The organism is Streptomyces sp. NBC_00846, assembly GCF_045207325.1.
In the GTDB taxonomy this organism is placed as follows: Bacteria; Actinomycetota; Actinomycetes; order Streptomycetales; family Streptomycetaceae; genus Streptomyces.
The window spans coordinates 2,711,531-2,736,970 of sequence record NZ_CP108846.1; the positions used below are offsets into that span (position 1 = coordinate 2,711,531).

Sequence of the window (25,440 nt, forward strand, 5' to 3'; positions counted from 1 at the left end):
GGGCGCTCGTCCTCGCCGCCCTCGTCCACCGTGGCCGGCACCTCCCGGGGAGGTGACAACCGGTTGCGGAACAAGACGCTCACACCGGGCGGATGGTTGCCGCACGTACGCGCGACCCATGATGCCGGATGCCCTCCCCGGCAGGTACGGAAGAACCCTCCAAGCAGGCAGGTATGGGCACACAGCAGACGTTTCAAGATCACTTAGTGGTGACCCGCGGGCGGGTTGTCAGTGGCAGGTGCGAGGATGCCTGCAGCACGGACTGTCGGGTAGGGAGCCTTGCGGTGCGTGACGAACCTGTACCGGACGACGCGTCCGTGTCGGGTGGGGGGAATCACAGGCCGTTTCCCCTGCCCGGCACCCCGCGCAGAAGGGACCGCTGACGGCGATGCAGATCCGGCTGACCGTCCTCGCGCCGCGCAGCGGCCAGACCCCGGCGCGCGCCTGCGACGTGCTGGTCACCGCCCCGTCGGGGACCGCGCTCGCCACCGTGGCGTCCCCGCTGGCCGCGGCCGTCTCCGGGCCCGACGGCTCAATCGGCAGCGGCGCGGTGGTGCTGTTCGCCGGGCGTGAGCGGCTCGACGCGCAGCGGTGCGCGCTGGGTGAGCCCCCGCTGGTCGACGGAGCGGTGCTCTCGCTCCAGGTCCCGGGCGAGGACGAGGCGGCGGACGACGCCGTCCCGGCGCAGCTGCACGTGGTCGCGGGGCCCGACGCGGGCGGGGTCCACCTGCTGCACGGCGGCCGGGTCCGGATCGGCCGCTCCGCCGACGCGGACGTCCCGCTCGACGACCCCGATGTGTCCCGGCTGCACTGCGCGGTGACGGTCTCCGCGGACGGCCTGGTCTCGGTGGCGGACCTGGGCTCCACCAACGGCACCCTGCTCGACGGCGCCGCGGTCCGCGACCGCCCGGTCCGCCTGCAGCCCGGCGCGCTGCTGCGGCTCGGCGAATCGACGCTCCGGCTGACCTCCGGCGCGCGTACGCCGACGCTGTCGACGGCCCCGGACGGCGAGGGTCATCTGCGGGTGTCCGGTACGGCGGGCACCTGCGCCACCGACGGCGGCTTCGCCGAGGAGCACGGCTCCGGCCACGGCTACGCACCGGCCGCCGCCCCCGGCTCCGGCCCCGTCCCGCACGAAGGACCCGGCGCCCCCGACCCGTACGCCAGTTACGCCAGTGGCGACGACGGGCCCGCCGACACCCGCCGCCACTCCGCAGCCGGGCGCCCGGCACCCTTTCCGGGCGACGAGACACCCCGGCGCGGCGGGATAGGCGCCTGGGCGCGCAGACTCGCGGGCAACAAGGGCGAGCCGGTCCATGACGCGACACCCGACGAGACGGGCGCCGACGGGGCGCCCTTCCCGGCCGCCGCCCCGGTGACACCCGCGGGGGCCGCCGCGGGGAGCGTCTGGCCCGACCCCGCGGCCGTGCTGCTGACCGCGCTCGGCCCCGGCCCCCGGCTCTGGGAGCGCGACGTCGCACACCCGGAGGCGCTCGTGGTGCGCCTGGGAACGACGGACCGGGCCGAGCTGCCCGCCGTGCCGGTGACCGTGGGGCTGCGGGAGGCCGGCTCCCTCGGGCTCGCCGGACCGCGGACCCGGCTGGCCGGACTCGCCCGCTCGACGGTCGCGCAGCTCGCCGCGCTGCATTCCCCCGCCGATCTGGAGATCGTGCTGATCAGCACGGACCGCGCCCGCGGCACGGACGAGCGCAGACGCGAGTGGGCCTGGCTCGGCTGGCTGCCGCACGTGCGCCCGATGCACGGCCAGGACTGCCGGCTGCTCCTCGCGTACGACCGTGAGCAGGCCCTCGCCCGTACGGCGGAGCTGGTGCGCCGGCTGGACGAGGGGCCGCTCGGGCCCGGCTGGCCGAGCCTGGACCGGGACACGGTCGCCGAGGCCGCCGGCCGGTACGCGGGCCCGTACACCGTGCTGATCGTCGACGGCGACCCCGGCTCGGCGGTGCTGCGCGAGAACACCGCCCGGCTGGCCGCCGCGGGTGCCGCCGCCGGGATCCATCTGATCTGTCTGGCCGAGACCCCGGCCGCCACCCCCACGTCACCGGTCGCGGCGACGTACGAGGCCGCCTGCCACGCGTCGATCGCGTTCCGGGAGTGCGGGGCGGTGGCGATGCTGAGCGGCGATGTGGCGACGGCCCTGCGGCTGCTGCGTACGGCGGACGGCCGGGCCGCGGGCCGGGGCACGGTCGCGACCGTGGACGCGGTGTCGGCGCACTGGGCCGAGCGGTTCGGCCGGGCGCTGGCCCCGCTGCGCACGGAAGGTTCGGTGACGGCCCACGGCCGTCCGGTGTCGGCCGCGCTCCCGACGACGGCCCGGCTGCTGGACGAGCTGGGCCTGGCGCGTGCCACCCCCGCCTCGCTGATGGCCCGCTGGGCGTCCACGGCCGATGACCAGCCCGGCGCCACCGTCCGCGGTGCGGGCCGCTGGGCGGGCGGGCCGGGGGGCGCCGCCGGCGGTGCGGACGCGGCCTCCCGCGGTTCGGGCCGTACGGAGTACCCGCGCGGTGCGGGCCCCCGCGTGGGCGCCCAGCGCACGGGCGGCGGCCCGGGTGGATACGCCCCGGGCGCGGGTCGCACCCCGTACCCCAGCGGCGACACCACCACGCACGTCGGCACGGCGGGCTACGGCCTCGTGCGCGACGAGGACCGCGACATCCATGGCTCCGGCCGCACCCCGTACCCCGGCACCGCCGGGCCCCGCGTCAGTGGCGGGCGCTACGGCGCCTCGCCCGGGGACAACCCGAGTTCCCGCACCGTCCCCGGGTCCGGTTCCTGGGGCGACGGCGATGTCCAGGGCACCGACAGTCTCCGTTCGGCCGGGCCGGGGCGGACGTCGAACCGGGTGAGCGGGCCGCGTGGCACCGAAACGCCCCCGATCGCGGCGCGAGCCGCCATGGACCCGAACACAGCCACGACCACGGGCGCAAACACCGGCACGAACGCACCCGTACCCGCCGCGTCCGCACCCGCCGAAGGCCCCGCACCCGCCGCGTCCGCCGAAGGCACCGCCCCCGTGGCCGCCGGTCGGCCCGTCGTGGTGCTCGGGGCCGGGCCCCGGGGCGCGGTCAGTGTGGATCTGTCGGCGGAGGGCCCCCATCTCCTCATCGAGGGTCCGGCCGGCAGCGGACGTACGGAGCTGCTGCGGGCCGTCGCCGCCTCGCTGGCCGCCGCCGCCCGGCCCGACCGCCTGGGCATCCTCCTGGTCGACGGCGCCGGGGGCGAGCGCGGCGAGAGCCTGCGCCCGTGCACCGAGCTCCCGCACGCGTTCACGCACCTCGTGGCCTCCGATCCGGTACGGATGCGGGAGTTCGCGCAGGCGCTGGGCGGCGAGCTGAAGCGGCGCGCCGAGCTGCTCGGCCCGTACGACTTCACCGAGTGGCACCACCGGCACGAGGTGGCGCAGCAGATGGTCGGCCGGCGCCCGCCGACCGCCGCGGAACAGCGCGGTGACGTGGACTCCGCGCTGAGCGGGACGCTCCGCCTGCGCCCCGCCGCGCGGTCCACGGACCCCGGCCCGTCCCCGCTGCCCCGGCTCGTCGTCCTCGTCGACGACTTCGACGCGCTGGTCGCCCCGGCACTCGGCAGCCCCGGCCGGCCCGCCGCCGGTTCGGTCGTACGGGCCCTGGAGGCCGTGGCCAGGGAGGGCGGCCGGCTCGGCGTCCACCTGGTCGCGACGTCCGCGCGCCCGGACCGTACGGAGGACACGGACCTGGCCCACGGCGCCCGGCTGCGCATCGTGCTCGACGCACCGGTCGTCCCGCCGTCGCCGGAGGATCCGGCGCCCGGACGCGGCAGGCTGGGGCATCCGGACGGGCGGGTGACCCCCTTCCAGGGCGGCCGGGTGACGGGGCGCATTCCGCGTACGGCGACGCTGCGCCCCACCGTCGTCCCGCTGGAGTGGGAGCGGATGGGCGATCCGCCGACCCGGCGCCCGGTCCGCGAACTGGGCAACGGTCCGACGGACCTGGCACTGCTGGCCAGTGCGCTGGAGCGGGCGGCCCGTTCGGTGAACGCCGAGCCGATAGCCCCGTTCGGGCCCGTCCACTCCTGAGTGCCAACCCATCGCTTCTACTGATCACACGTCACGAGCCCATCACGATCACGGAGTTGACACCTAAAGCGGTATTGCGGCGCCCGTACACCCAGCGTAGGACTGTGCGCACACGACGATGTGAGAGACGGGGCAGCGATGCGCACAACCCTTCGGATCAGCAGGGCCGCCATGGTGTTCACCGCCATCGGAGCACTGGCCCTCACCGGTTGCAGCGACAGCGGCAGCGGAAAAGACAAGTCGAACAAGAGCCCCGGGAACGACAAGGGAAGCCCGTCGAGCGTCGCACTGCCGAAACTGGACGGCGAGAAGCTCTCGGTCGCGGCGGTCTGGACCGGAGCCGAGCAGGCCAACTTCGTCAAGGTCCTCAAGGAGTTCGAGAACCGCACGGGGGCGACGGTCACCTTCGTCCCGGCGCAGGACCCGATCGTCAACTTCCTCGGTACGAAGATCGCGGGCGGGCAGCCGCCGGACGTCGCGATGATCCCGCAGGTCGGCGCGATCCGGCAGGCCGCCGAGAAGAAGTGGGCCAAGCCGGTCGGCGCCGAGGCCAAGGCCCAGCTGACCAAGAACTACGGGAAGGTCTGGCAGGATCTCGGCACGGTCGACGGCACCCAGTACGGCGTCTACTTCAAGGCCGCCAACAAGTCCCTGGTCTGGTACAACGCCAAGGCGTTCGAGAACGCGGGCGCGGCGGAGCCGAAGACCTGGAAGGAGTTCCTGGCGACGGCCGAGGCGGTGTCCGCCTCCGGCGTCACCCCGGTCTCGGTCGGCGGTGCGGACGGCTGGACGCTCACCGACTGGTTCGAGAACATCTATCTCTCCCAGGCCGGCCCGGAGAAGTACGACCAGCTGGCGCAGCACGAGATCAAGTGGACGGACCCGTCCGTCAAGGACGCGCTGACCACGCTCGCGCAGCTCTTCGGCAAGCCGTCGCTGATCGCGGGCGGCGCGGACGGCGCGCTGCAGACGGAGTTCCCGGCCTCGGTCACCCAGACCTTCACCGGCGGTGACCAGCCGAAGGCCGCGATGGTCTACGAGGGCGACTTCGTGGCCGTCACCATCGCGCAGACGAAGGCGAAGATCGGGACGGACGCCAAGGTGTTCCCGTTCCCGGCGGTCGGCGCCGAGTCCCCGGTCGTGACGGGCGGCGACGCGGCGGTGGCCCTGAAGGACGGCAAGGGCGCCCAGGCCCTGCTGACCTGGCTGGGCTCGACCGACGCGGCGAAGATCATGGCCGAACAGGGCGGGTTCCTCTCGCCGAACAAGGCCCTGGACGCCGCCGCGTATCCGAACGAGGTGCAGCGCACGATGGCCAAGGCGCTGATCGCGGCGGGTGACGCCGTCCGGTTCGACATGTCCGACCAGGCCCCGCAGTCGTTCGGCGGGACGCCCGGGAAGGGCGAGTGGAAGACTCTCCAGGACTTCCTGAAGAACCCGAAGGACATCGCGGGGACTCAGGCGAAGCTGGAGTCCGACGCGGCCAAGGCATACAAGAGCTGACGCGATGACGACAGCCGCAGCGGGGGGCGCCGACGCGGTGCCCCCCGCCGACAAGCATCCGTCCGTACCGCCGTCCGTACCCGCGCCCAGGAAGTCGTCCGACGGTCCGGCCGGCGGCCCGGGCCGCAGCCGCAGAAGTGTGACCGGTACCCGCCGGGTCATCGCGGCGCTCTTCCTGGCGCCCGCGCTGGTGCTGCTGGGCGCGCTCGTGGTCTATCCGATCGTGTACTCCGTCTACCGGTCGTTCTTCGACCAGTCGGGTACGGGCTTCGCCGGATTCGGCAACTACAAGGCGCTGTTCACGGACGACACCATCCGTACGGCGATCAAGAACAACGCGATCTGGGTCGTGTTCGCGCCGACGGTCTCCACGGTCCTCGGGCTGATCTTCGCCGTGCTGACCGAGCGCATCCGCTGGGGTACGGCGTTCAAGCTGATCGTCTTCATGCCGATGGCGATCTCCATGCTCGCCGCCGGCATCATCTTCCGGCTGGTGTACGACGCGAATCCGGAGCGCGGGGTCGCCAACGCCGTGTGGGTGGGCGTGCACGACACGTTCGCCGATTCGGCGGGCTACCCGAAGGCGCATCCGCTGCCCGTCCACCCGCTCAAGGCGGGCGGCGGCGGTTCGTTCGTCACCAAGGCGCCGGTACGGGCCGGGCAGCCGGTGCAGTTGCCGCTGGTCGGTGTGGCACCGGCGAAGATGCCGTCGAGCGCGAAGCCCGCGAAGGCCGCCACCGCGGAGCCCGGGAAGGTCACCGGCACGGCGTGGCTGGACTTCACCAAGGGCGGCGGCGGCAGCCCCAACGTCATCGACGCCAAGGAGCTGGGGCTCAAGGGCATCGAGGTGGAGGCGGTCAAGGACGGCAAGGTGGTCGCCTCGGCGAAGGCCGGCGCGGACGGTACGTTCACCCTGCCCGCTTCGGCCGACGGCGCCGAACTCCGGCTCCCCGCCTCGAACTTCAGGGAGCCGTACAACGGAGTCGAGTGGCTCGGCCCGACCCTCGTGACGCCGGGGATCATCGGCTCCTACGTCTGGATGTGGGCCGGGTTCGCGATGGTGCTGATCGCCGCCGGCCTGGCGGGTCTGCCGCGTGAACTCCTCGAAGCAGCCCGGGTGGACGGCGCGAACGAATGGCAGGTGTTCCGCCGGATCACGGTGCCGATGCTCGCCCCTGTGCTCTCGGTGGTGCTGGTCACGTTGATGATCAACGTCCTTAAAGTCTTCGACCTGGTCTTCATCATCTCGCCGGGGTCCTCGCTGGCCGACGCGAACGTGCTGGCGCTCCAGCTCTACCGCTCCTCGTTCGGCACGGACGCCGACCTCGGGATCGGCAGCGCCATCGCCGTACTCCTGCTGCTGCTGGTACTCCCGGTGATGTACGTCAACATCCGCCGGATCCGGAAGGAGGGGCGCCGATGACGACAGCGTCGAACACGGCCACGAGCACGACAACCGGAACCGGGCCGGTGAAGGCCGAGCGTTCCCTCGGCGCACGCATAGCGGCTCGCGCCGGCGGCGGGGTGATGCGGGTCTTCCTCATCCTGGTGGGCCTGTTCTGGCTGATGCCGACCGTCGGGCTGCTGCTGTCCTCGCTGCGCAGCGCGGACAACATCGCGTCGAGCGGCTGGTGGAAGATCTTCACGGCCCCCTCGCAGCTCACCTTCGACAACTACGCGCGGCTGCTGGACAATTCGACCATCACCCACTCCCTCCTCAGTACGGTCATGATCACCGTCCCGGCGACCGTTCTGGTCGTCGTGATCGGTTCACTGGCCGGATACGCCTTCGCCTGGATGGACTTCCCCGGCCGCGACTGGTGGTTCCTGGTGGTCGTGGGGCTGTTGGTGGTGCCGGTACAGGTCGCTCTCGTCCCCGTCTCCAAGCTCTTCGGTACGATCGGGATCTTCGAGACGACCTTCGGCGTGGTCATCTTCCACACGGCCTTCGGCCTGCCCTTCGCGATCTTCCTGCTGCGGAACTTCTTCGCGGAGATCCCGCGGGAGCTGCTGGAGGCGGCCCGGCTCGACGGGGCGGGCGAGATCCGGCTCTTCACCCGGGTCGTGATGCCGCTGGGCGGTCCGGCGATCGCCTCGCTCGGAATCTTCCAGTTCCTCTGGGTGTGGAACGACATGCTGGTCGCGCTGATCTTCGCGGACTCCGGATCGCCGCCGATCACGGTGGCTCTGCAGCAGCAGGTCCGTCAGTTCGGCAACAACATCGACGTGCTGGCGCCCGGCGCCTTCGTGTCGATGGTGATTCCGCTGGCGGTCTTCTTCGCCTTCCAGCGCCAGTTCGTCTCCGGCGTGATGGCGGGCGCGGTGAAGTAGTACGCACAGCCGTACGTCAATGCGCACTGCAGTACGTCAAACACGGGGTGGTCCTGTTCACCGCAACAGGACCACCCCACCTGCACTTTCACAGATTTGCCACATTTTGACGTAACTCCGTCACTCCAACGGCCGTTTGCGGACCGCCCACACGCGCTGCGAACGCCCCTTGGATGTGATGTGCCCCGGTTCAGTGTCATCGTGCCCGCGTACCGGGTCCAGGCCTATCTGCACGAGAGCCTGGACTCGGTGCTCACCCAGTCCTTCGAGGACTTCGAGCTGATCGCGGTCGACGACTGCTCCCCCGATGCCTGCGGCGCCGTCATCGACGAGTTCGCCGCCCGGGATCCCCGGGTGCGGGCCGTGCACCTGCCGGAGAACGTGGGCCTGGGCCGGGCCCGCAACGCCGGGATCGCCCAGGCCACCGGCGACTATCTGATCTTTCTGGACAGCGACGACACCCTCGCCGCCGGCGCCCTGCGGGCCGTCGCCGACCGGATCGGAGCGACCGGGGAACCGGACGTCCTGGTCTACGACTACGCCCGTACGTACTGGACGGGCGAGAGCGTACGCAACACCTTCGCCGAGCACCTCGACGAGACCGGCCCCGCCACCTTCACGCTCACCGGCCGGCCCGGGCTGCTGAAGGTCCTGATGGTCGTCTGGAACAAGGCGTACCGCCGCGCGTTCATCGAGGCCGAGGGGTTCGCCTTCCCGCCCGGCTACTACGAGGACACCCCGTGGACCTACCCGGTGCTGATGGCCGCCCGCTCGATCGCGGTCCTCGACCGGGTGTGCGTCGGCTACCGGCAGCGTCGCCGGGGCAACATCCTGGCCACCACCAGCCGCAAGCACTTCGACGTCTTCGAACAGTACGACCGGGTCTTCGCGTTCATCGACGCCCGCCCCGAACTCGCGCCGTGGCGGCCGGTGATCCACCGCAGGATGCTCGACCACTTCTGCACGCTGTTCACCGCCCGGGGCCGGCTGCCGCACGACAGCCGCGCGGATTTCTTCCGCCGGGCCCGCGCCCACTGCGCCCGCTACCGCACGCCCGGCGCCCCCGTCCCGCGCCGCGCCCGGCTGCGCCACGGCCTGATCCGGCTGGGCGCGCACCGCACGTACCGGGCGCTGTGGACCGCGCAGTCGCTGCTCGGCCGGCTGCGGAAGACCGGCGGAGCCGTCCGCCGGGTGCTGCGGGCCGCCGCCCTCCAGGCGTACTACCGCGTCCAGTTGCGGCTGCCCGTCCAGGCGGACCGGGCCGTGTTCGCCGCGTACTGGCACGGCGGGTACGCCTGCAACCCGGCGGCGATCGAGGCGAAGGCCCGCGAACTGGTCCCCGGCCTGCGGACCGCCTGGATCTGCCGCCCCGAGGACGCGGACACCCTGCCCACTGCGACGCACCGGATCACCCCCGGGACGTACGGCTACTGGCGGGCGCTGGCCCGCTCCGGGTATCTGGTGAACAACGTCAACTTCGACCGGCGGCTGGTCAAGCGGCGCGGCCAGGTGCTGCTCCAGACCCACCACGGCACCCCGCTCAAGACCATGGGCCTCGATCTCCAGGACCGGCCGGCCGCGGCCCGCGGGATGGACTTCGGGCAGCTGCTCGCCAATGTCGACAAGTGGGACTTCTCCCTCTCCGCGAACCGGCACTCCACCCTCGTCTGGGAGAAGGCCTATCCGTCGGCCTCCGAGAGCTGTGCGACGCTGGAGTACGGGTATCCGCGCAACGACATCTACCAGCGGGCCACCGCCGGCGACGTGGCGCGGCTGCGCGCGTCGCTCGGCATCCCCGAGGGCGCCCTGGCCCTGCTGTACGCGCCCACGCACCGCGACTACCGGCGCGGCCGGCCATCCCTGCTCGACCTGGCACCTCTGCTGCGGGTCCTCGGCCCTGGCTCCGTGATCCTGCACCGCGCGCACTACTCGTACGGCGCCGCGCCGGTCCACGAGCCGCACCCGCGGATCATCGACGTCGGCGGCCACCCCTGTGTCGAGACACTCGCGCTCGCCTCGGACGCGCTGCTCACGGACTACTCGTCGCTGATGTTCGACTACGCCAATCTGGACCGGCCCGTCGTCATCCACTGCGGCGACCGCGAGGCGTACGAAGCGGCCCGCGGCACCTACTTCGACCTGCGCGCCTGCCCGCCCGGCGCGATCGCGCACAGCGAGGACGAGCTGCTGGACATCTTCGCGACCGGCCACTGGTGCGGCGCCCGCGCCGCCCGGCTGCGCGCGGCGTTCCGGGACCGTTTCTGTCCGTACGACGACGGGCACGCCGCGGAGCGGGTGGTGCGCCGGGTCTTCCTGGGCGACACGGCCGTGCGACCGCCCGCGATCCCGCCGGCCCTGCGGCAGCCGGTACCGGCGGTGGGCCGTCCGGCGCAGGTCCCGGCAGCGCTCCCCGGGCCGGCCGCCGCCACGGTCCCCGCGGACCGGCAGGCGTCCGCGGACCGGCAGGCGTCCGCGGACCTCGGCCTCGCCGGCCCCCGGCCCGCCGACCGCCCCTGACGGCGCCCCTCCCCCGAACCCCCAAGAATCCCTGTCCGAGAAAGAGCCCGTATGCCCCGGCTGAGTGTCATCATCCCCGTCCGCCGCGCCCGAGGGCAGCTGCGCGAGTGCCTGGAGTCGGTGCTCGGCCAGTCGTTCACGGACATCGAGGTGATCGGGGTCGACGACGGTGCGCCGGACGGTTCGGGGCTGCTCCTCGACGAGTTCGCCGCCCGGGACAGCCGGGTCCAGGCGATCCATCTGCCGGCGGGGGCGGGCGCGGACGGGCGGCGCAACGCCGGGGCCGAGCGGGCCGTCGGCGACTACCTCCTCTTCCTGGAGGGCACCTTCGTCCAGCTGCCGGGTGCCCTGCGGGCCGTCGCCGACCGGCTGGACGCCGCCGGCGACCCCGAACTGCTGCTGTTCGGCCACCACAGGCGCCCGTTCCGGGGCCATCCCCGGCCGACCCGGTCGCTGGAGCTGCTCGGCGAACTGCCCGCGGAGCGGCTCACCCTCACCGAGCACCCCGTCCTCCTGGACATCGCGCCGGTCTCCTGGAACCGCGCCGTGCGCCGCGCCCTCCACGAGGGCGAGAAAATGGCCTTCGGGCCGGGGCCGCACGGCGAGCGGAGGTACGCGCTCCAGACCCTCGCCGCGGCCGGGTCCGTCGCCGTACTCCCCACCGCCTGTGTCGAACACCGCGGCGGGCGCGGGCTTCCCGTTCCGGCCGACGGGACGGAACCGGCGGACGGCTCGACACCGCACGACCTCGTCGACGCGTACGCCGCCCTGATGGAGTTCGTACGGGACCGGCCGCCGCTGCACCCCGTGCACCCCCTGCTCTTCGAGCGGGCCGTCCAGGAACTCCTCGCCGTATACCCGTCGGTGCCCCGGCGACGCAGGCGCTACGTGCGGTCCGTGGCCGCGTTCGTCCGCGCGCACCGGCCCGAGGGGCACCGCTTCCCGGGCGGCGCCAGGGGGCTGCGGCCGCGGCTGATGGGCGACGGCCGGTACGCCGCGCTCGGCGCCCTCGACACGGTCCTGGCCATGCGCCGGAGCCTGCGGGCGGCGCCCGGCGCGGTCCGGGCGTGGGCCAGGCGCACCCTCGCCGCGCACTACTACTGGTGGCAGCGCCGGCTTCCGCTGGACCCCGGGCTCGCCGTCTACGCCGCCTACTGGAACCGCGGGGTGAGCTGCAATCCGGAGGCCGTGTTCCGCAAGGCCCAGGAGCTGGCCCCGCAGGTGCGGGGCGTGTGGGTGGTGTCGAAGAACCACCTGGACGCGGTGGACCGGGGCATCGACCACGTGGTGCCGGGAACCCGCCGCTACTGGCGGCTGCTGGCCCGGGCCACCTACTTCTTCAACAACGTCAACTTCCCCGACCACCTGGTCAAACGCCCCGGCCAGATCCATGTGATGACCCACCACGGCACCCCGCTGAAAATCATGGGGCTCGACCAGCAGGACTACCCGGCGGCGGCCCAGGGCCTGAACTTCGACCGGCTGCTCCAGCGCGTCGACCGGTGGGACTGGAGCGTGACCGCGAATCCGCACTCCGCCGAGGTCTGGGCCCGCGCTTATCCGGGCGCCGCCCGGTCCCTGGAATCGGGCTACCCGCGCAATGACGTCTTCGCAACGGCGACCGACGAGCGGATCGCACAGATCCGCGAGGGCCTCGGCATCCGGCCCGGCCGGCGCGCCATCCTGTACGCGCCGACGCACCGCGACTACGAGGCGGCGTTCACCAGCCGGCTCGATCTGGTCCGGTTCTGCGAGGCGCTCGGCCCGGACACCGTGGTGCTGGTCCGCGCCCACTACTTCTACGAGGGTGCCGGGCTGCCGGAGCACCCTTCGCTCCTCGACGTCTGCGGCCATCCGCGGATCGAGGAGCTGTGCCTGGCGGCGGACGCGCTGGTGACGGACTACTCGTCGGTGATGTTCGACTACGCCCATCTGGACCGCCCGATCGTGGTGCACGCCCCCGACTGGGAGACGTACCGCACGGTTCGCGGGGTCTGCTTCGACCTGCTGTCCCACAAGCCCGGCGACACCCCCGGCGCGGTCTCCGCCGACACGGACGAGCTGGCCCGGATCTTCCTCGACGGCAGCTGGGAGAGCCCGGCGAACGAGGCGCTGCGGGCCGCGTTCCGGGCCCGGTTCTGTCCGTACGACGACGGGCGGGCCGCGGAGCGGGTGGTGCGGACGGTGCTGCTGGGGGAGAGTGCGTTGCCGGGCCCGTCCGGCGGCGCGTCCTGAATCGCCGGACGGGCGTGGTTCTCGGCGTTACTGGCCGGCCATCACCGTGACGAGGCCGATGACCACGAGCAGCGAGCCGGCCCAGGTCCACATCGAGGTCCGTTCGTGCAGCACGGTCGCCCCGGCCAGCACGATCAGCAGATATCCGAGGGCGTTGAACGGGTAGGCGATGGACAGCGGCACCGTGGCCAGGGTGGTCATCCAGGCGAGGGCGGACACCGCGAAGACCAGCAGGCCGAGGACGACCCACGGGCTGCTCGCGGCGCGCAGGGCGACGGAACCGCCGCCGTGCGCGGCGGCTGCCGCGGCGCCCTTCATCCCGTGCTTGAGCATGATCTGCCCACCCGCCGACGAGAACACGGCGAACAGCAGCAGCATCAGACTGGGGAGGGTCACGGCCATGCTCCTGACTGCGGCGACCGGGGTCTCGGACGCCGGGGCGGGGGTGGGACGGGGGCCGGCGGCCTCAGACGCCGGCCCGGTCGGCAGTGGCGGACTGTCGGTTGAGGATGTCCTGTACATCGATGTGCTCTCCAGCGATGATCGTCTCGGCCGCGTGCGGGGTGAGCAGGGCGACGTGCTGATAGCCGAACAGCGTCGGCCGGATCCGGGTGAGCAGCTTCGACATCCCGCCGAGGACCGCGGGGAGCGGTCCGCCGCCGAGGAGCGCCCAGAACGGGGCCCCGGTGGAGGTGATGTGGAGGACGTCGTAGCCGGCGTTCCTGACCGTGCGGCGCAGGCTGGCCCGGGTGAAGAACCGCAGATGCGTTTCGTCGAGGATGCCGCGCCGGTCGTAGTCGAAGACTCCGAGCGCGACCCGCAGCCTGGAGTACCAGTGGCTGAAGTTCGGTACGGAGAGCAGCACATGGCCGCCGGGCCGCAGCACGGTGGCGGCCTCGGCGAGCACCCGCTCGGGGCGGGAGAGGTGCTCGATGACATCGCCCGCGACCACGTAGTCGTAGTCGGCGCCGATCTCCAGGGGCAGCCCCTCCTCCAGGTCGGCGAGGTGGAAGCGGGTGCATTTCTCGCGTACGCCGGGGACTTCGACGTAGTCCACGCCCGTCACCTCGTGGCCGAGAGCTTCGAGGCGCTGCGCGAAGAGACCGCCGGAGCAGCCGAGGTCGAGGACCCGGCCGGGCGGGAGGCCGCGCATCTTCTCCAGGATGACGGCGTGCGAGGAGCCGTCGCCCTCCTTGAACGCGTACTCGACGGGTTTGGGGATCCAGGCGCAGGTGCCGAATCCCTTGACGGCGAGCCGGTATTCGAGGACGTCCTTGACGACGTCCTTCGCGTACTTCATGCCGTTGACGTAGCAGATCTCGTCGCCGTAGTAGGTGGGGACGGGGATCTCCTTGATCCGCATTCCTTCGTTGAGCAGCTGGACGATGATCTGGGTGTCGAAGTCGAACGCGTCGGTGTTGCGGTGGATCGGCAGCTTCTTGAGTGCGGCGACGCTGTAGGCGCGGTACCCGGAGTGGAATTCGGTGAGCCGCGAGCCGAGAAGGGTGTTCTCCAGGCGGGTGAGAATGCGGTTGCCGAGCCATTTGTACATCGGCATGCCGCCCTTGAGGGCGGATCCGGGTTTCATCATCCGTGAGCCGAACACGGCCTCGCATTCGCCGCGTTCGATCGGTGCGACCATGTCGGGCAGGAATTCGGGGGCGTACTGCCCGTCGCCGTGCAGCAGCACGATGATGTCGAGTCCGTGTTCGGCGGCCAGTGCGTATCCGGCCTTCTGGTTTCCGCCGTAGCCGAGGTTCTTGGTGTGCCGCATCACCACCGTCCGCGGCATTCCCTCCGTCTGCGACCAGCGGCAGCCCGCGGTGAAGGTCGCGTCATGGCTCGCGTCGTCGAGAATGAGGACCTCGGCGACCTTGGACCGGAAGTCTTCCGGAATGCGGTCGAGGGTCCTCTCCAGTGTCGTCTCGGCGTTGTACGCGACCACCAGGATGCCGATCCTGGGGCTCGGGCTTTCCTTCACGGGACGTTCTCCAGTTGTGCTCGGTGCTCGGTGCTCGGCGAAGTCGGGGCTCTGAAGGAGGCGGTCAGTTGGCGGCGGAGCCGGTGGGGTGCGAGGTGCGGGGCGCCTTGACCAGGGGCCGCTCGGCGCAGGATTGCGGGCGTACGGCCGCCGGCGCGGCGAGGATCTTGCGGATTCCGCTGAGAAGAGCGGCGGCGAGGACGAACCAGCCGGCCTCGCCGAAGTGCAGCGCCGTTTCGCTCCAGTGCACGGCCGAGCGCCCGCGGTAGCCGAGGACCGCCGTCAGGCCGAGCAGGCAGCTGTACGCGGCGCCTTCCCAGAACCCGATGACGAACAGCCCGGCGGCCGCCCAGGTCAGGTACTGCAGCGCGGAAGCGGTGGAGAGCAGCAGCAGGAGGCCCATCGTGACGCCGACGACGCCGGGCAGTTGCGCGGGCCGCAGCCAGGCGAGCCAGACCCCGGCTGCCACGCAGACCAGCACGAAGAGGAAGTGGCCCTCGCCCTGCACGAAGGTGATGAAGGACTGCGGCAGGCCGAGCGCGTCGGCGAACCGGACGATGCCCCAGAGGCGGTAGTTGCCGCCCGCGTACTCCAGGACGTTCTCCGTGAGGTTCCGCGGCACGGTCGCCAGGACCGGCCCCCAGACGAGGGCGATCAGGGCGGTGAACCCCGCGGTGAAACGGAGGAGTGAGGGCCGGCCGGCTCGCAGCGCGACGACGAACAGCGCCGGGATCGCCACCACCGGGATGAACTTGACGCTGATCGAGAGTGCCGCGCTCACCCCGGCGGCCAGCGGTGCCTTCCGGTCGACGAGCAGATGGGCGGCAGCCAGGGCGAACGTGATGGCGACCGCGTCGGTGTTGCCGTGGTAGCCGGAGGTGGCGATCAGTACGGGGCTGAAGGCCACGCCCACACCGCAGGCGACCGCCGCACCGAGGGAACCGCGCCGCCGCACGATTTCGAACACGATGAGCGCGCAGCAGAAGTCGGCGATCGAGGCGGGCGATCTGATCAGCGTTCCGAACGGAATTCCGAGTTCGGAGAGGTTGTTCAGGCCGAGAAGTATCCATCCGGCCAGGGGCGGATGGTTGTAGACGGGAAGTCCCGGCAGCGGCTGTTCGTAAATCCGAATGGGACCGTAACGCACGATGGCCCGGGCGAAACCGTGAAAGATCCGCACATCGGCCGGGCCCGGCATATTCGCCGCGATCAGCATTCGGGTCAGGAGCCCGATGGCCGCGGCGACGAGCACCACCGCTCTCGCCCGTCGCACGCCCCAGATTTCGCATCGCATTCGGATTCCCATGAAAACAGAACGTAGCAACCCGGGGACGCCGAGTGACGCACCGTTGGCCGTATGTGCGGGGTTCGCGACTTCGGTGGCCTTCGAATGTGTACAGACGTCCGAAATTCCGTTTCACTCGAATGGTTCAGACGGTGCCCGCTGTCCCTGGCCGTTCGGGGCCGTTCGGGGCCGGGCCGGGGTCCCGGAGCATCCGGTCGACCACGCCCGCCGCCGCGTGTCCGTCGTCGAGGTCGCAGAAGTCCCGGCGAAATGCCTCGTACGCCTGTGTGTGTCCCCTGGTGGCCCGTTCCGGGTCGCGCAGCGCCTCGATCAGTCCGGCGGAGCCCGGGATCAGCGGGCCGGGCGCACGGGCCTCGAAGTCGAAGCAGAAGCCGCGCAGCGTGTCGCGGTAGTGCGCCAGGTCGTGGGTGTGGAAGAGCATGGGGCGGCCGGTCTGGGCGAAGTCGAACATCAGTGAGGAGTAGTCGGTGACCAGCGCGTCGCTGATCAGCATCAGCTCGCCGACGTCCCCGTAGCGCGAGACGTCACGGACGAAGCCGCTGCCGCTGTCCGGCAGCCGGTCGGTGACCAGGTAGTGGCGGCGCACCAACAGGACGGTGTCCGCACCGAGTTCGCGTTCGGCGACGGCCAGGTCGATGCGGAGGTCGAGGGCGTAGCGGCCGCCGCCCTGCGGCCGGTCCTCGCGCCAGGTCGGCGCGTACAGCACGACACGCTTGGCCTCGGGGATACCGAGCCTCCCCCGGACCGACGCGGCGACCTTGGTCCGGTCGGGGGCGTGGAACAAGTCGTTGCGGGGATAGCCGCACTCAAGGACCTCGCCCCGGTAACCGAACGAGCGCCGCAGGACGGGGGTGGAGAAGCGGTTCGGGGAGACGAGGACGCTCCACTGCCGGGCGCGCTGCTCGATGGTGGCGAGGTAGGCGGCGTTGGCGCAGGCGGTGCCCGCGAGGTCGAGTCCGATGCGCTTGAGGGGGGTGCCGTGCCAGGTCTGGACGACGCACTGGCCCTCGCGTCGCTCGAACCACTCCGGCAGCTGGGTGTTGGTGACGAGGTGGCGGCTGGTGGCCAGCGCCTCGTACCAGGCGGTGGAGCCGTGTTCGACGGCCGTGACACCCGCCGGGACCCGGGCCTGCTGGTCGCTCACCACCCACAGGTGCTCCGACTCGGCACCCCTGCGGACCATTTCCTCGTGGATGGCGCGCGGTGAGTCGGAGTACTGGCGGCCGTCGAAGCTGCTGAACAGCACGGTGTCGCGCAGCGGCGCGGTGCGTCGTCGGCTCCGGTACGCCCCACGCAGCAGCCGCTTGCCGTGTGCGCCGCGTTCCGCGGGGGTGAGCACCGGGGCGCAGTTGATCAGCAGCTGGTCGTGGAAGCGCCGTTCGACGAGGTACTTCCGGCCGGTGAGGGTACGGGCGGCGGGCAGGGTGCGGTGGGCGGCGGCCGGGATGCGCAGCGGGGCGTCGTACGCGTCGTCCAGGGCGCCCTTCTCACGGAGGAAGAGGTACCAGTGGCCCTGGCCCAGCGGCAGTTGCCCGCCCGGTCCCTCGACGGCGTCCGGCCGGAGTACGGCCCTGAACCGACGGGTTCCGGCCGCGCCGGCGAAGGCCAGCGGGAAGGCCGCCTCCTCCCCGTGTCCGCTGTGCCGGGCCACCAGTTCGACGGGGCGGTCCGGGTCGTGAGGGAAGGTGCCCTCCAGGAGGAGTTGGCCGTCCTCCGTCCAGGTCGCCAGGTCGACGGCGGGCTGCACGGTGCGGTCGCTGATCAGCAGATTGCCGCGCGAGCTCGCGGTGAGACCGAGTTCGCGCCGCCGGCCGCCGGCCCCGGCCAGCGGGTAGCGGCCCGGCAACACGGGCCCCGGCACGTCGATCGGCGTCCTGCGCCCGTCCGGGCCGACGAGATGCAGGCTGTACGGAAGCTGCGCGGGCGCCGTCCCCTCCCCCGCGCCCGCGCGGGCGCCGGCGAAGGCGTCGAGCGGGACGGCGGCGGTGAAGCGCCGCCATCCCGCCGCCGCCGGTACGGCCCCGTCCTGGACGGTCACCGGACAGTCGAAGGAGGTGCCGGAGGCCCGGTGGGTGAGCGCGAGACGCAGCGGGACCTTGACCAGGCGGTCGCGGATCATGCCCTCGACGACCACGGTGCCGGCGCCGTCGCCCGTGCCGCCCGCGCGGTGCGTCTCGAAGCGGGCGTCGATCCGCTCGGCGTGCAGCACAAGCCGGTCGTCGTCGAAGGCGGGCACGATCCGGTGGTCGCCGTCGGGGCGGTGCACGGGCGGCGGTGCGGCCGCCTCGTCGGTCGAGAGGCCGGAGCGGCGCAGCATGCCGTGTCCGGCGATGCCGATCTCCAGGCGCCAGGTGAGCCGTTCGGGACTGCCGTCGGCGTCGATGCGGAGCCTGGCCGGGTCGATGACGGTCTCGAAGCCGGAGCGGTCGTAGTCGTGCAGGCTCTGCCGGGACCGGGCGGTGGCCTCGGGCTCGGCGACCGTACGCAGCCGGAGCGGCACCACGTGCCGGCGCCCCGCCCGCAGCCACCCGGTCCGGAACTCGCTGCCCCGCGAGGTCGCGGGCAGGTTCCGGATGTAGGCGTACCCCTTGAGGTGCAGCCGGCCGCCCTGCCAGTGGGCGTCCCGCAGCCGGGCGGTGAGCGGCAGGTCCCGTTCGGTGACCCGCAGCACCGGACGCGGCACGGGCCGGGCGAGCGCCGGGAAGGCGGCGCTACGGCGCCGCAGGCCCCGTACCGCGAAGGCTCCCGGCTCGGCCTTGTCGTGGGCGAGCAGCGCCAGCAGTTCGTCGGCCCGCCGTTCGCGCACCAGGTGCCACATCAGCCGCAGCCGCAGCGGGAGCGCGTCCAGGACCGCGGGGTCGACCTGGTCGGTGAACTCGTTGGCGTACGTGAGGAAGGCGCGCCGGTACTCCTCGTCGCCGTCGGGCAGCGCCTCCATGAAGTACCGCAGGTCATGGGCGAGTACGTGGGCCTCGTAGCGCCGTTTGTCGGTGGCGCCGCGGTGCTCGTCGAGGAAGGTGGCGACGCCCAGCACGTGCGAGGCCCGGTCCTGGATGCCGCGGACGACGGCGCGACGCGCGGTGATCGAGCCCGGGCGGTCGCGCCAGTGGTAGACGGCGTCCTTCAGCACGTCGACGGAGCGGGCCAGGAAGTGGGCGGGCAGGACGACCGGGATGTCCTCGTAGAGGGCACCGACCGGGAAGGCGAAGGCGTGCTCGTCCCAGAAGGACCGGCGGAAGACCTTGTTGCAGGCGATCCGGTCGGCGGCGAGGTCCCAGTCACGGGAGATGTGGGTGCGCAGCCGGGTCGTCGCCATCGGCTTGCGGAAGTTGGGCGACTGCTGGAGCCTGCCGGTGGACCGCAGCCGCAGCACGTTGCCGGACGCGAGGTCCGAGCCCGTCTCGTCCAGGGCGCCGAGCAGGAGTTCGTACGCGCGGGGCGGGAGCACGTCGTCGCTGTCGACGAAGGCGAGGTGGCGGGCGCCCGGGTCGCAGTGGCGTACCCCGGTGTTGCGGGCGTGCCCCAGTCCGCCGTTCTCCTGGCCCACCAGCCGGAACCGGCCGTCCTGCGCGGCGAACCCGGCAGCCAGGGCCGCGCTGTTGTCGGTGGACCCGTCGTCGACCATGACCACCTCCAGGTCGGTCATCGTCTGCTCCGCGAGGGACTTCAGGCAGTCCGTCAGATAGAGCTCGACGTTGTGGACGGGTACGACGACACTGAGCCGTGGCGGCATGTTGAGCACGTCCGTTCATCCGGGGCCTGGTTGTCCGTACGGCTCAACCCCGTGACGGGCCGGGGGTCACCGGTTTCGGTCTCTCCCGAACGGGTGACATCGGCCGCGCCGGGCTTACGGCCTCACCCGCGACAGGGAGCGGATGAGGTGTTACCCGCCGCCACCGCCGAGGAACAGCCGTCGCACCACGCGCTCGGCCGCGTGCCCGTCGTCGTACGGACAGAAGCGCGCCCGGAACGCCGCCCGCAGCTGCGCCGTCCGCGCCGAGTGCCACTCGCCCGTCCTGAACAGTTCCAGCAGCTCGTCGTCGGTGGTGGCGATCGCGCCCGGAGTCTCGCCGGGGCGTCCGGAGAGCAGGTCGAAGTAGGTGCCGCGCGAGGCCCGGTAGGCGGCCCAGTCCGGGGCGTGGCTGATGATCGGGCGGTCCAGGCAGGCGTAGTCGAACATCAGCGACGAGTAGTCGGTGATCAACGCGTCGGAGACCAGGCAGAGTTCCTCGACGGACGGATGGCCCGTCACGTCCACCACCCGGGCGCTGTCCGGCGCCGCCGAGCGGCCGTAGAAGTAGTGCGCGCGGACCAGCACCACGTACCGCGGCCCGAGTTCGCGGGTCAGCCGGTCCAGGTCGAGGTGGGGGACGAAGCCCTTGCGGTAGTCGCGGTGGGTCGGCGCGTACAGCAGCACCGTCCGGTCCGGGTCGAGGTGGAGGCGCTGCCGGATCGCCGCGGTCTGCTCGGGGGTGGTGGTGAAGAAGACGTCGTTGCGCGGGTAGCCGAGGTTCAGATGCTCGTATCCGGACGGGTAGACCCGGTCCCAGATCTCCGTGGTGTGCGGATTGGCGGAGAGCGAGAAGTCCCACTGGTCGGCGTGGGCGACGATCTTCTCGAAGCTGATGCCGTTGGTGAGGGCGGGGTAGGCGCGCTGGTCCAGGCCCATGGTCTTCAGCGGGGTGCCGTGGTGGGTCTGGAGGTAGCGCTGTCCGGGGCGCTTGGTGAAGCCGCCGGGAAAGCTGGAGTTGTTGATCAGGTACGTGGCGGTGGCCATGATCCGCCAGTACGCGAGGGAGCCCTCGATGACGTACGGGACGCCGGGCGGCATGTGGTCGCGGTGCCGGGACGAGACCACCCAGACGCCCTGGATGTGCGGGGCCAGTTCGAGGGCCTTGGCGTGGATCGCGGCCGGGTTGCAGGCGACGCCCCGGTTCCAGTAGGCGCCGTACACCGCGAGGTTCGGGTCCAGGGGGCGCAGCAGGTCGGCGCGGTAGGCGGCGCGCGTGAGGCGGGCCCGGAGCGTCTTCCTGCCTCGGCGCAGGGCTTCCCCGGTGCGGGTGCGGCCGGTGCGGACGGCCTCCTGGGCACGGTGGACGGCATAGCTGCCGGGGAGGTCCGCGGCACGGTGGAAGGCGGCGCGGTCCTCGGGGGCGATCCGGCCGGGGTCGGCGAGGAGGGTCCGCAGATGGCGGGTGCGGGCGGCCCGGATCCGCAGGTCGTGGCCGGTCGCGGCGAGCAGCCGTTCGTACGCGTCGAGGATCGCGAAGTGGTGGCGGCCGGGCGTGGTGGCGAAGGTGCCGGTGCGGCGGACGCGGTGGCGGACGCAGACCTGGTCGAGGGTGTCGAGCGTGCCGGCGTCGGAGGCGAGGAGGGTGGCGCTCAGGACGGGGAGGACGTCCTCGTAGGGGCCGTCGGTGAAGCGGAGGCCGTGTGCGCTCCAGAAGGCGCGGCGCAAGAGGCGCGGGGTGGCGGTGGAGAAGCCGTCGGGGCCGGTTTGCGGGGGCGCGACGGTGCCCCACCAGTCGATCCGGTCGTGTCCGAGGAGGAGCACGTCCGGTTCGCACCCGGCCAGCCGGGCGGTGATCGCGTCCAGGGCGCCCGGTCGCAGCAGGTCGTCGCCGTCGAGGAAGAGCAGATACCGGCCGCGCGCCTCGGCGGCCCCGGTGTTGCGGGCCGGACCCGCGCCGCGGTGCTCGGGATGGGTGAGCACCCCGGCCCTCGGGTCGCGCGCCGCGAACTCGGCGGCGATCTCGGCGCTGCCGTCCCGCGAGCCGTCGTCGACGACGAGCAGCTCCAGCTCACCGGAGCCCCGGCCGAGCACGGACTCCAGCGTCGCCCTGAGATATCCCTGAGCACGGTGGACGGGCACGACAACACTGAGGAGCATGGCAGCCGAGCGTAATCGCGCAGTCACCGCGCACCGAATCGCGTGTTCACCCGTTCGGGGCAGTGCCGGTGACCCGGCGCGTCCGCCCCGGTTGACCTGGCATGAAGCCGCGCCTCAGTGTCGTCGTCCCGGTCCACAACGTCGAGGACTATCTGGAGGACTGCCTGCGCTCGGTGGCCGAACAGTCGGTCACCGACATCGAGGTGATCCTCGTCGACGACGGTTCGACGGACGGCAGTACGGCCATCGCCCGGGAGTTCGCCGCCCGCGACCGCCGCTTCCGCTATGTCCGTCGGCCCAACGGGGGGCTGAGCGCGGCCCGTAACACCGGCGTGCGGCACACCACACCGGGCGTGCCGTATCTGGCGTTCGCCGACAGCGACGACATCGTCGTCCATGACGCCTACGCGCGGATGCTGGCCTCCCTGGAGTCGACCGGCTCCGACCTCGCGACCGGCAACGTGTGGCGGCTGACCGAGCAGGGGCGGCAGCAGGCCTGGCAGTACCGCTGGCTGACCGCCACCCGGGCACGCACCCACATCGGCCGCGATCCGCGGCTGCTCGCCGACCGGGTCGCCTGGAACAAGGTGTTCCGGCGCTCCTTCTGGGACCGGCACGCCTTCGCCTTCCCGGAGGGGAAGCTCTACGAGGACACCCCGGTGATGATCCCGGCCCACTTCCTCGCCGGCTCGGTCGACGTGCTGCACGAGCACGTCTACTACTGGCGGGTGCGCGAGGGGTCGATCACCCGGCGGCGTACGGATGTGCGCGGCGTACGGGACCGGATCGCGGCGTGCGAGCAGGTCAGCGCGTTCCTGGCGGGCCGGGGCGGGGTCGGACACGGCGGTGCGCGGCGCCGCTACGACCTCTCGTGCCTGCGCGACGACTTCGTGTACTTCCTGGAGGGGCTCGCCATGGGCGGGCCCGCGTACCGGGAGGCGTTCATGGCGGACGCGGGGGCGTTCCTGGACCGGATGGAGCGGATGGACGGCGCGGCCAGGTCGAGCCGGGCCGTGGCGCACGAGCTGCCGGTGGAGCTGCGGATCAAGTGGCTGCTGGTGAAGGAGCGCAGGCTCGCGGAGCTGCTCGCCGTGCTCGCCTTCGAACGGGCCAACGGCGCCGGAACGTTCCTGGTGGGCGGTGTGCCAGGGCGGCGGCAGGCCGGATTTCCCGGCATTCCGGACGCCCCCCGGCTCGCCCGTGCCGATCTCCCGGCCGTGGCACGGCTGTTGGAGGCGCAGTGGGGCGACGACGGAAGGCTGCGGCTGCGCGGCTACGCGTACATCCGCAATCTACCGGCCGCGTCGCCGCGCCACTCGCTGAAGGTGGGCATGGTGCGCGCGACCCGTGGCCAGCAGCTGCGAACGGTGCCCGTACGGAACGTTCCCGCACCCGAGGCGACCATCAACTCCGGCCAGCAACTGCATAGTTACGACCACTCGGGCTTCGAGCTGACGCTCGACCCGCGTCGGCTGCGGCCCGGCGGCTGGCTGGTGGGCATGATGGTGGCCGCTCATGGCACGGTCCGCCGGGTGGCCGTGCGCGCGGTGGACGCGGGGGCGGTCCAGCCGCACGTCCGGGACCTGGGCGACGGACTGCGGGCCGTGCTCGACTACGCGGGCGGGCGGCTCCGGCTGACCCTGACGCAGCTGCCGGCCCGGTGCGAGGACCGTCGCATCGGCGAGGAGCTGGTGCTGACCGGCCGGCTGTACGGGGGTGCCCGGCCGAAGGCCCTGGTGCTGACCTGCGACGGGGTCGCGGACCAGGAGTTCGGCCACCCCGTCGAGTGCCGGGCGGACGGGCGCTTCACGGTACGGATTCCGCTCGCCGACCTCGCCGGAATGGCGGCCGCGCCCGCGTCCTCGCACCGGGCGCCGCGCGAGGTCGAACCGGAGCCCGGCGGGCGGTGGCGGGCGCGGATGGTGCTGGCGGACGGGTCGCGGGTGCCGCTGGCGGCGGCCCCGGAGGTGGCGCCGCCGGTGGTGGCCGACGCGGCGGGCGAGCTGGTGCTGGACCTGAGCGGGCAGCCGTTCGCGGACGGGGCCGCGTGGACGTCGGACGGGGCACTGCGGGTGGAGGGCGTGACCGGCGCCGGGACGGGCGTACGGCAGGGCGAAGGGCCCGCCCACCTCGTGCTGCGGCACGAGACGCTGCGCGAGACGGTGTCCGTTCCCGTCACCCACCACGAGGAACGGCGCGCCGGGGTGTACGAGGGGCGACGTTTCACCGCGTTCCTCGCGCCCTCGGTGGCCGCGGGGCTGCCCGAGGGCCGCTGGGAGGCGCACCTGGGTGGCCGGCCGGTCCGGGTGCTGACCGCGCTCGCCGCCCGGCTGCCGCTCCGCCGCACGGGGGCGGACGCCAACACCCCCGCCGCCGACCGGGAGTTCGCCCTGGACCGCCGGTTCGGCGACCGGCTGACCGTACGGTCGGGGCCGGTCCTCGCGGTCTCCGAACAGGGCGCGTACCGCCGGGCCGAACTGCGCCGCACGCACTACCCGGCCCGGCGCGCGCTGCCGCTGTGGGACACCGTCCTCTGCACGGGCGGTGACTCACCCCGCGCCGTCCACGCCGAACTGGTGCGCCGGAGAGTGGAGTCGGAGCAGCTCTGGGTCACCGACGGGCTCCACGGCCACATCCCGCCCACCGCCGTCCCGGTCATCGAGCACAGTGCCGCCTGGTACGAGGCGCTGGCGCGGTCCCGCCGGATCGTCACTGCCGACCAGCTGCCCGAGTGGTTCGAGCGGCGGCCCGGCCAGATCGTCGTACAGACCTGGCACGGCACCCCGCTCGGCCGCTTCGGCACGGATCTGGACGGCACCCTGTACGCGGACCACCACGAACTCGCCTCGCTGCCGCGCCGGGCGGCCCAGTGGTCCGTCCTGGTCTCCCCCAGCCGCCACTCCACCCCGCTGCTGCGCCGTGCGCTCGGCTACGGGGGCGAGGTCCTGGAGGCGGGTTCCCCGGCCAACGACCTGCTCTTCTCGGCCGACCGGGCCAAGACCGCCGAGCGGGTCCGGCGCCGGCTCGGCATCCCGGACGGCCGCCGGGTCGTGCTGTACGCGCCGACCTACCGTGACCAGCTGGCCCACCCGCCCGGCACCGACGGCGAGCGGCTCCGCTACCGCTGGGATCCGGCGCTCGACCTGGCCGCCCTGGCCCGGTCCCTCGGCGACGGCCACACCCTCCTGGTGCGGCGCCATCCGCGGGTGACCGGGAGCGTGCCCGAGGGGCACGGCGTACGCGACGTGTCGGCGCACCCGGACACCGCTCAGCTGCTGCTGATCGCGGATGTGCTGGTGACGGACTACACGGGGCTGATGTTCGACTACGCGCACACGGGCCGCCCGATCCTCTTCCACACCTACGACCTGGAGCACTATCGCGACACGGTGCGCGGTTTCTGCCTGGACTTCGAGACCCGGGCGCCCGGGCCACTGCTCGTCGGCACGGACGAGATCGCCGGGGCCCTGCGCGATGGCGGCGCCCTGACCGCGTCGGCGGCCCGGCACGCGCAGGCGTACGAGAGTTTCCGCCAGGACTTCTGCGACCTGGACGACGGCGGGGCGGCGGCGCGGGTCGCGGACCGGCTGCTGGCCGAACGGTAGCGC

The 25,440-nt window shown here is 72.6% G+C and carries 12 protein-coding genes; 7 read left to right on the top strand and 5 right to left on the bottom strand.

From position 1 onward, the window contains the following. The first annotated feature begins 388 nt into the window (after positions 1-388). The 6 genes from OG936_RS12550 to OG936_RS12575 all read left to right on the top strand — a co-directional run bounded on the left by OG936_RS12550 (position 389) and on the right by OG936_RS12575 (position 12,655). Positions 389-4,069 (top strand): FHA domain-containing protein, encoded by a 3,681-nt coding sequence (locus OG936_RS12550; protein ID WP_406494612.1) that lies wholly within the window; start codon positions 389-391, stop codon positions 4,067-4,069. Positions 4,070-4,207: 138 nt separating this feature from the next. Beyond that, complete coding sequence (locus tag OG936_RS12555; protein ID WP_406494614.1) at positions 4,208-5,572, top strand: ABC transporter substrate-binding protein; 1,365 nt, start codon at positions 4,208-4,210, stop codon at positions 5,570-5,572. A 4-nt stretch (positions 5,573-5,576) separates the two neighbouring features. Then, the gene (locus tag OG936_RS12560) at positions 5,577-6,995 is read left to right on the top strand and encodes a carbohydrate ABC transporter permease (protein ID WP_406494616.1); all 1,419 of its coding nucleotides are present in this window, start codon (positions 5,577-5,579) and stop codon (positions 6,993-6,995) included. Beyond that, entirely contained in the window at positions 6,992-7,903 is a 912-nt protein-coding gene (locus OG936_RS12565; protein WP_406494617.1) for a carbohydrate ABC transporter permease, read from the top strand. The genes OG936_RS12560 and OG936_RS12565 overlap by 4 nt, the downstream gene beginning before the upstream one ends. Before the next feature lie 180 nt (positions 7,904-8,083). Continuing rightward, on the top strand, positions 8,084-10,420 hold the full coding sequence (locus OG936_RS12570) for a CDP-glycerol glycerophosphotransferase family protein (RefSeq protein WP_406494618.1): 2,337 nt from the start codon (positions 8,084-8,086) through the stop codon (positions 10,418-10,420). 51 nt (positions 10,421-10,471) lie between these two features. After that, on the top strand, positions 10,472-12,655 hold the full coding sequence (locus OG936_RS12575; RefSeq protein ID WP_406494619.1) for a CDP-glycerol glycerophosphotransferase family protein: 2,184 nt from the start codon (positions 10,472-10,474) through the stop codon (positions 12,653-12,655). Between the two features lie 27 nt (positions 12,656-12,682). Here the strand turns inward: OG936_RS12575 and OG936_RS12580 are convergent, their stop codons facing one another. From OG936_RS12580 to OG936_RS12600, 5 genes are all read right to left on the bottom strand, one after another. Further along, positions 12,683-13,057 carry a hypothetical protein gene (locus OG936_RS12580; protein WP_406494621.1) on the bottom strand — a complete coding sequence of 125 codons (375 nt, stop codon included), beginning with the start codon at positions 13,055-13,057 and terminating at the stop codon, positions 12,683-12,685. A gap of 64 nt (positions 13,058-13,121) precedes the next feature. Further along, complete coding sequence (locus OG936_RS12585) at positions 13,122-14,636, bottom strand: methyltransferase domain-containing protein (protein WP_406494623.1); 1,515 nt, start codon at positions 14,634-14,636, stop codon at positions 13,122-13,124. Between the two features lie 64 nt (positions 14,637-14,700). Beyond that, positions 14,701-15,909, bottom strand: a complete 1,209-nt coding sequence (locus tag OG936_RS12590; protein ID WP_406494625.1) for a hypothetical protein — start codon at positions 15,907-15,909, stop codon at positions 14,701-14,703. Positions 15,910-16,066: 157 nt separating this feature from the next. Then, positions 16,067-19,675: a CDP-glycerol glycerophosphotransferase family protein gene (locus OG936_RS12595; RefSeq protein WP_406494627.1), complete on the bottom strand. Its 3,609-nt coding sequence runs from the start codon at positions 19,673-19,675 to the stop codon at positions 16,067-16,069. A 150-nt stretch (positions 19,676-19,825) separates the two neighbouring features. Beyond that, positions 19,826-21,832: a CDP-glycerol glycerophosphotransferase family protein gene (locus OG936_RS12600; RefSeq protein ID WP_406494628.1), complete on the bottom strand. Its 2,007-nt coding sequence runs from the start codon at positions 21,830-21,832 to the stop codon at positions 19,826-19,828. 101 nt (positions 21,833-21,933) lie between these two features. Between OG936_RS12600 and OG936_RS12605 the strand changes: the two genes are divergently transcribed. Continuing rightward, positions 21,934-25,437: a CDP-glycerol glycerophosphotransferase family protein gene (locus OG936_RS12605; protein ID WP_406494629.1), complete on the top strand. Its 3,504-nt coding sequence runs from the start codon at positions 21,934-21,936 to the stop codon at positions 25,435-25,437. Positions 25,438-25,440 lie beyond the last annotated feature (3 nt).

Coding starts and splice junctions, on each gene's coding strand:
- OG936_RS12550 (WP_406494612.1), top strand. CDS start 389: ATGCAGATCCGGCTGACCGTCCTCGCGCCGCGCAGCGGCCAGACCCCG.
- OG936_RS12555 (WP_406494614.1), top strand. CDS start 4,208: ATGCGCACAACCCTTCGGATCAGCAGGGCCGCCATGGTGTTCACCGCC.
- OG936_RS12560 (WP_406494616.1), top strand. CDS start 5,577: ATGACGACAGCCGCAGCGGGGGGCGCCGACGCGGTGCCCCCCGCCGAC.
- OG936_RS12565 (WP_406494617.1), top strand. CDS start 6,992: ATGACGACAGCGTCGAACACGGCCACGAGCACGACAACCGGAACCGGG.
- OG936_RS12575 (WP_406494619.1), top strand. CDS start 10,472: ATGCCCCGGCTGAGTGTCATCATCCCCGTCCGCCGCGCCCGAGGGCAG.
- OG936_RS12580 (WP_406494621.1), bottom strand. CDS start 13,057: ATGGCCGTGACCCTCCCCAGTCTGATGCTGCTGCTGTTCGCCGTGTTC.
- OG936_RS12595 (WP_406494627.1), bottom strand. CDS start 19,675: ATGCCGCCACGGCTCAGTGTCGTCGTACCCGTCCACAACGTCGAGCTC.
- OG936_RS12600 (WP_406494628.1), bottom strand. CDS start 21,832: ATGCTCCTCAGTGTTGTCGTGCCCGTCCACCGTGCTCAGGGATATCTC.
- OG936_RS12605 (WP_406494629.1), top strand. CDS start 21,934: ATGAAGCCGCGCCTCAGTGTCGTCGTCCCGGTCCACAACGTCGAGGAC.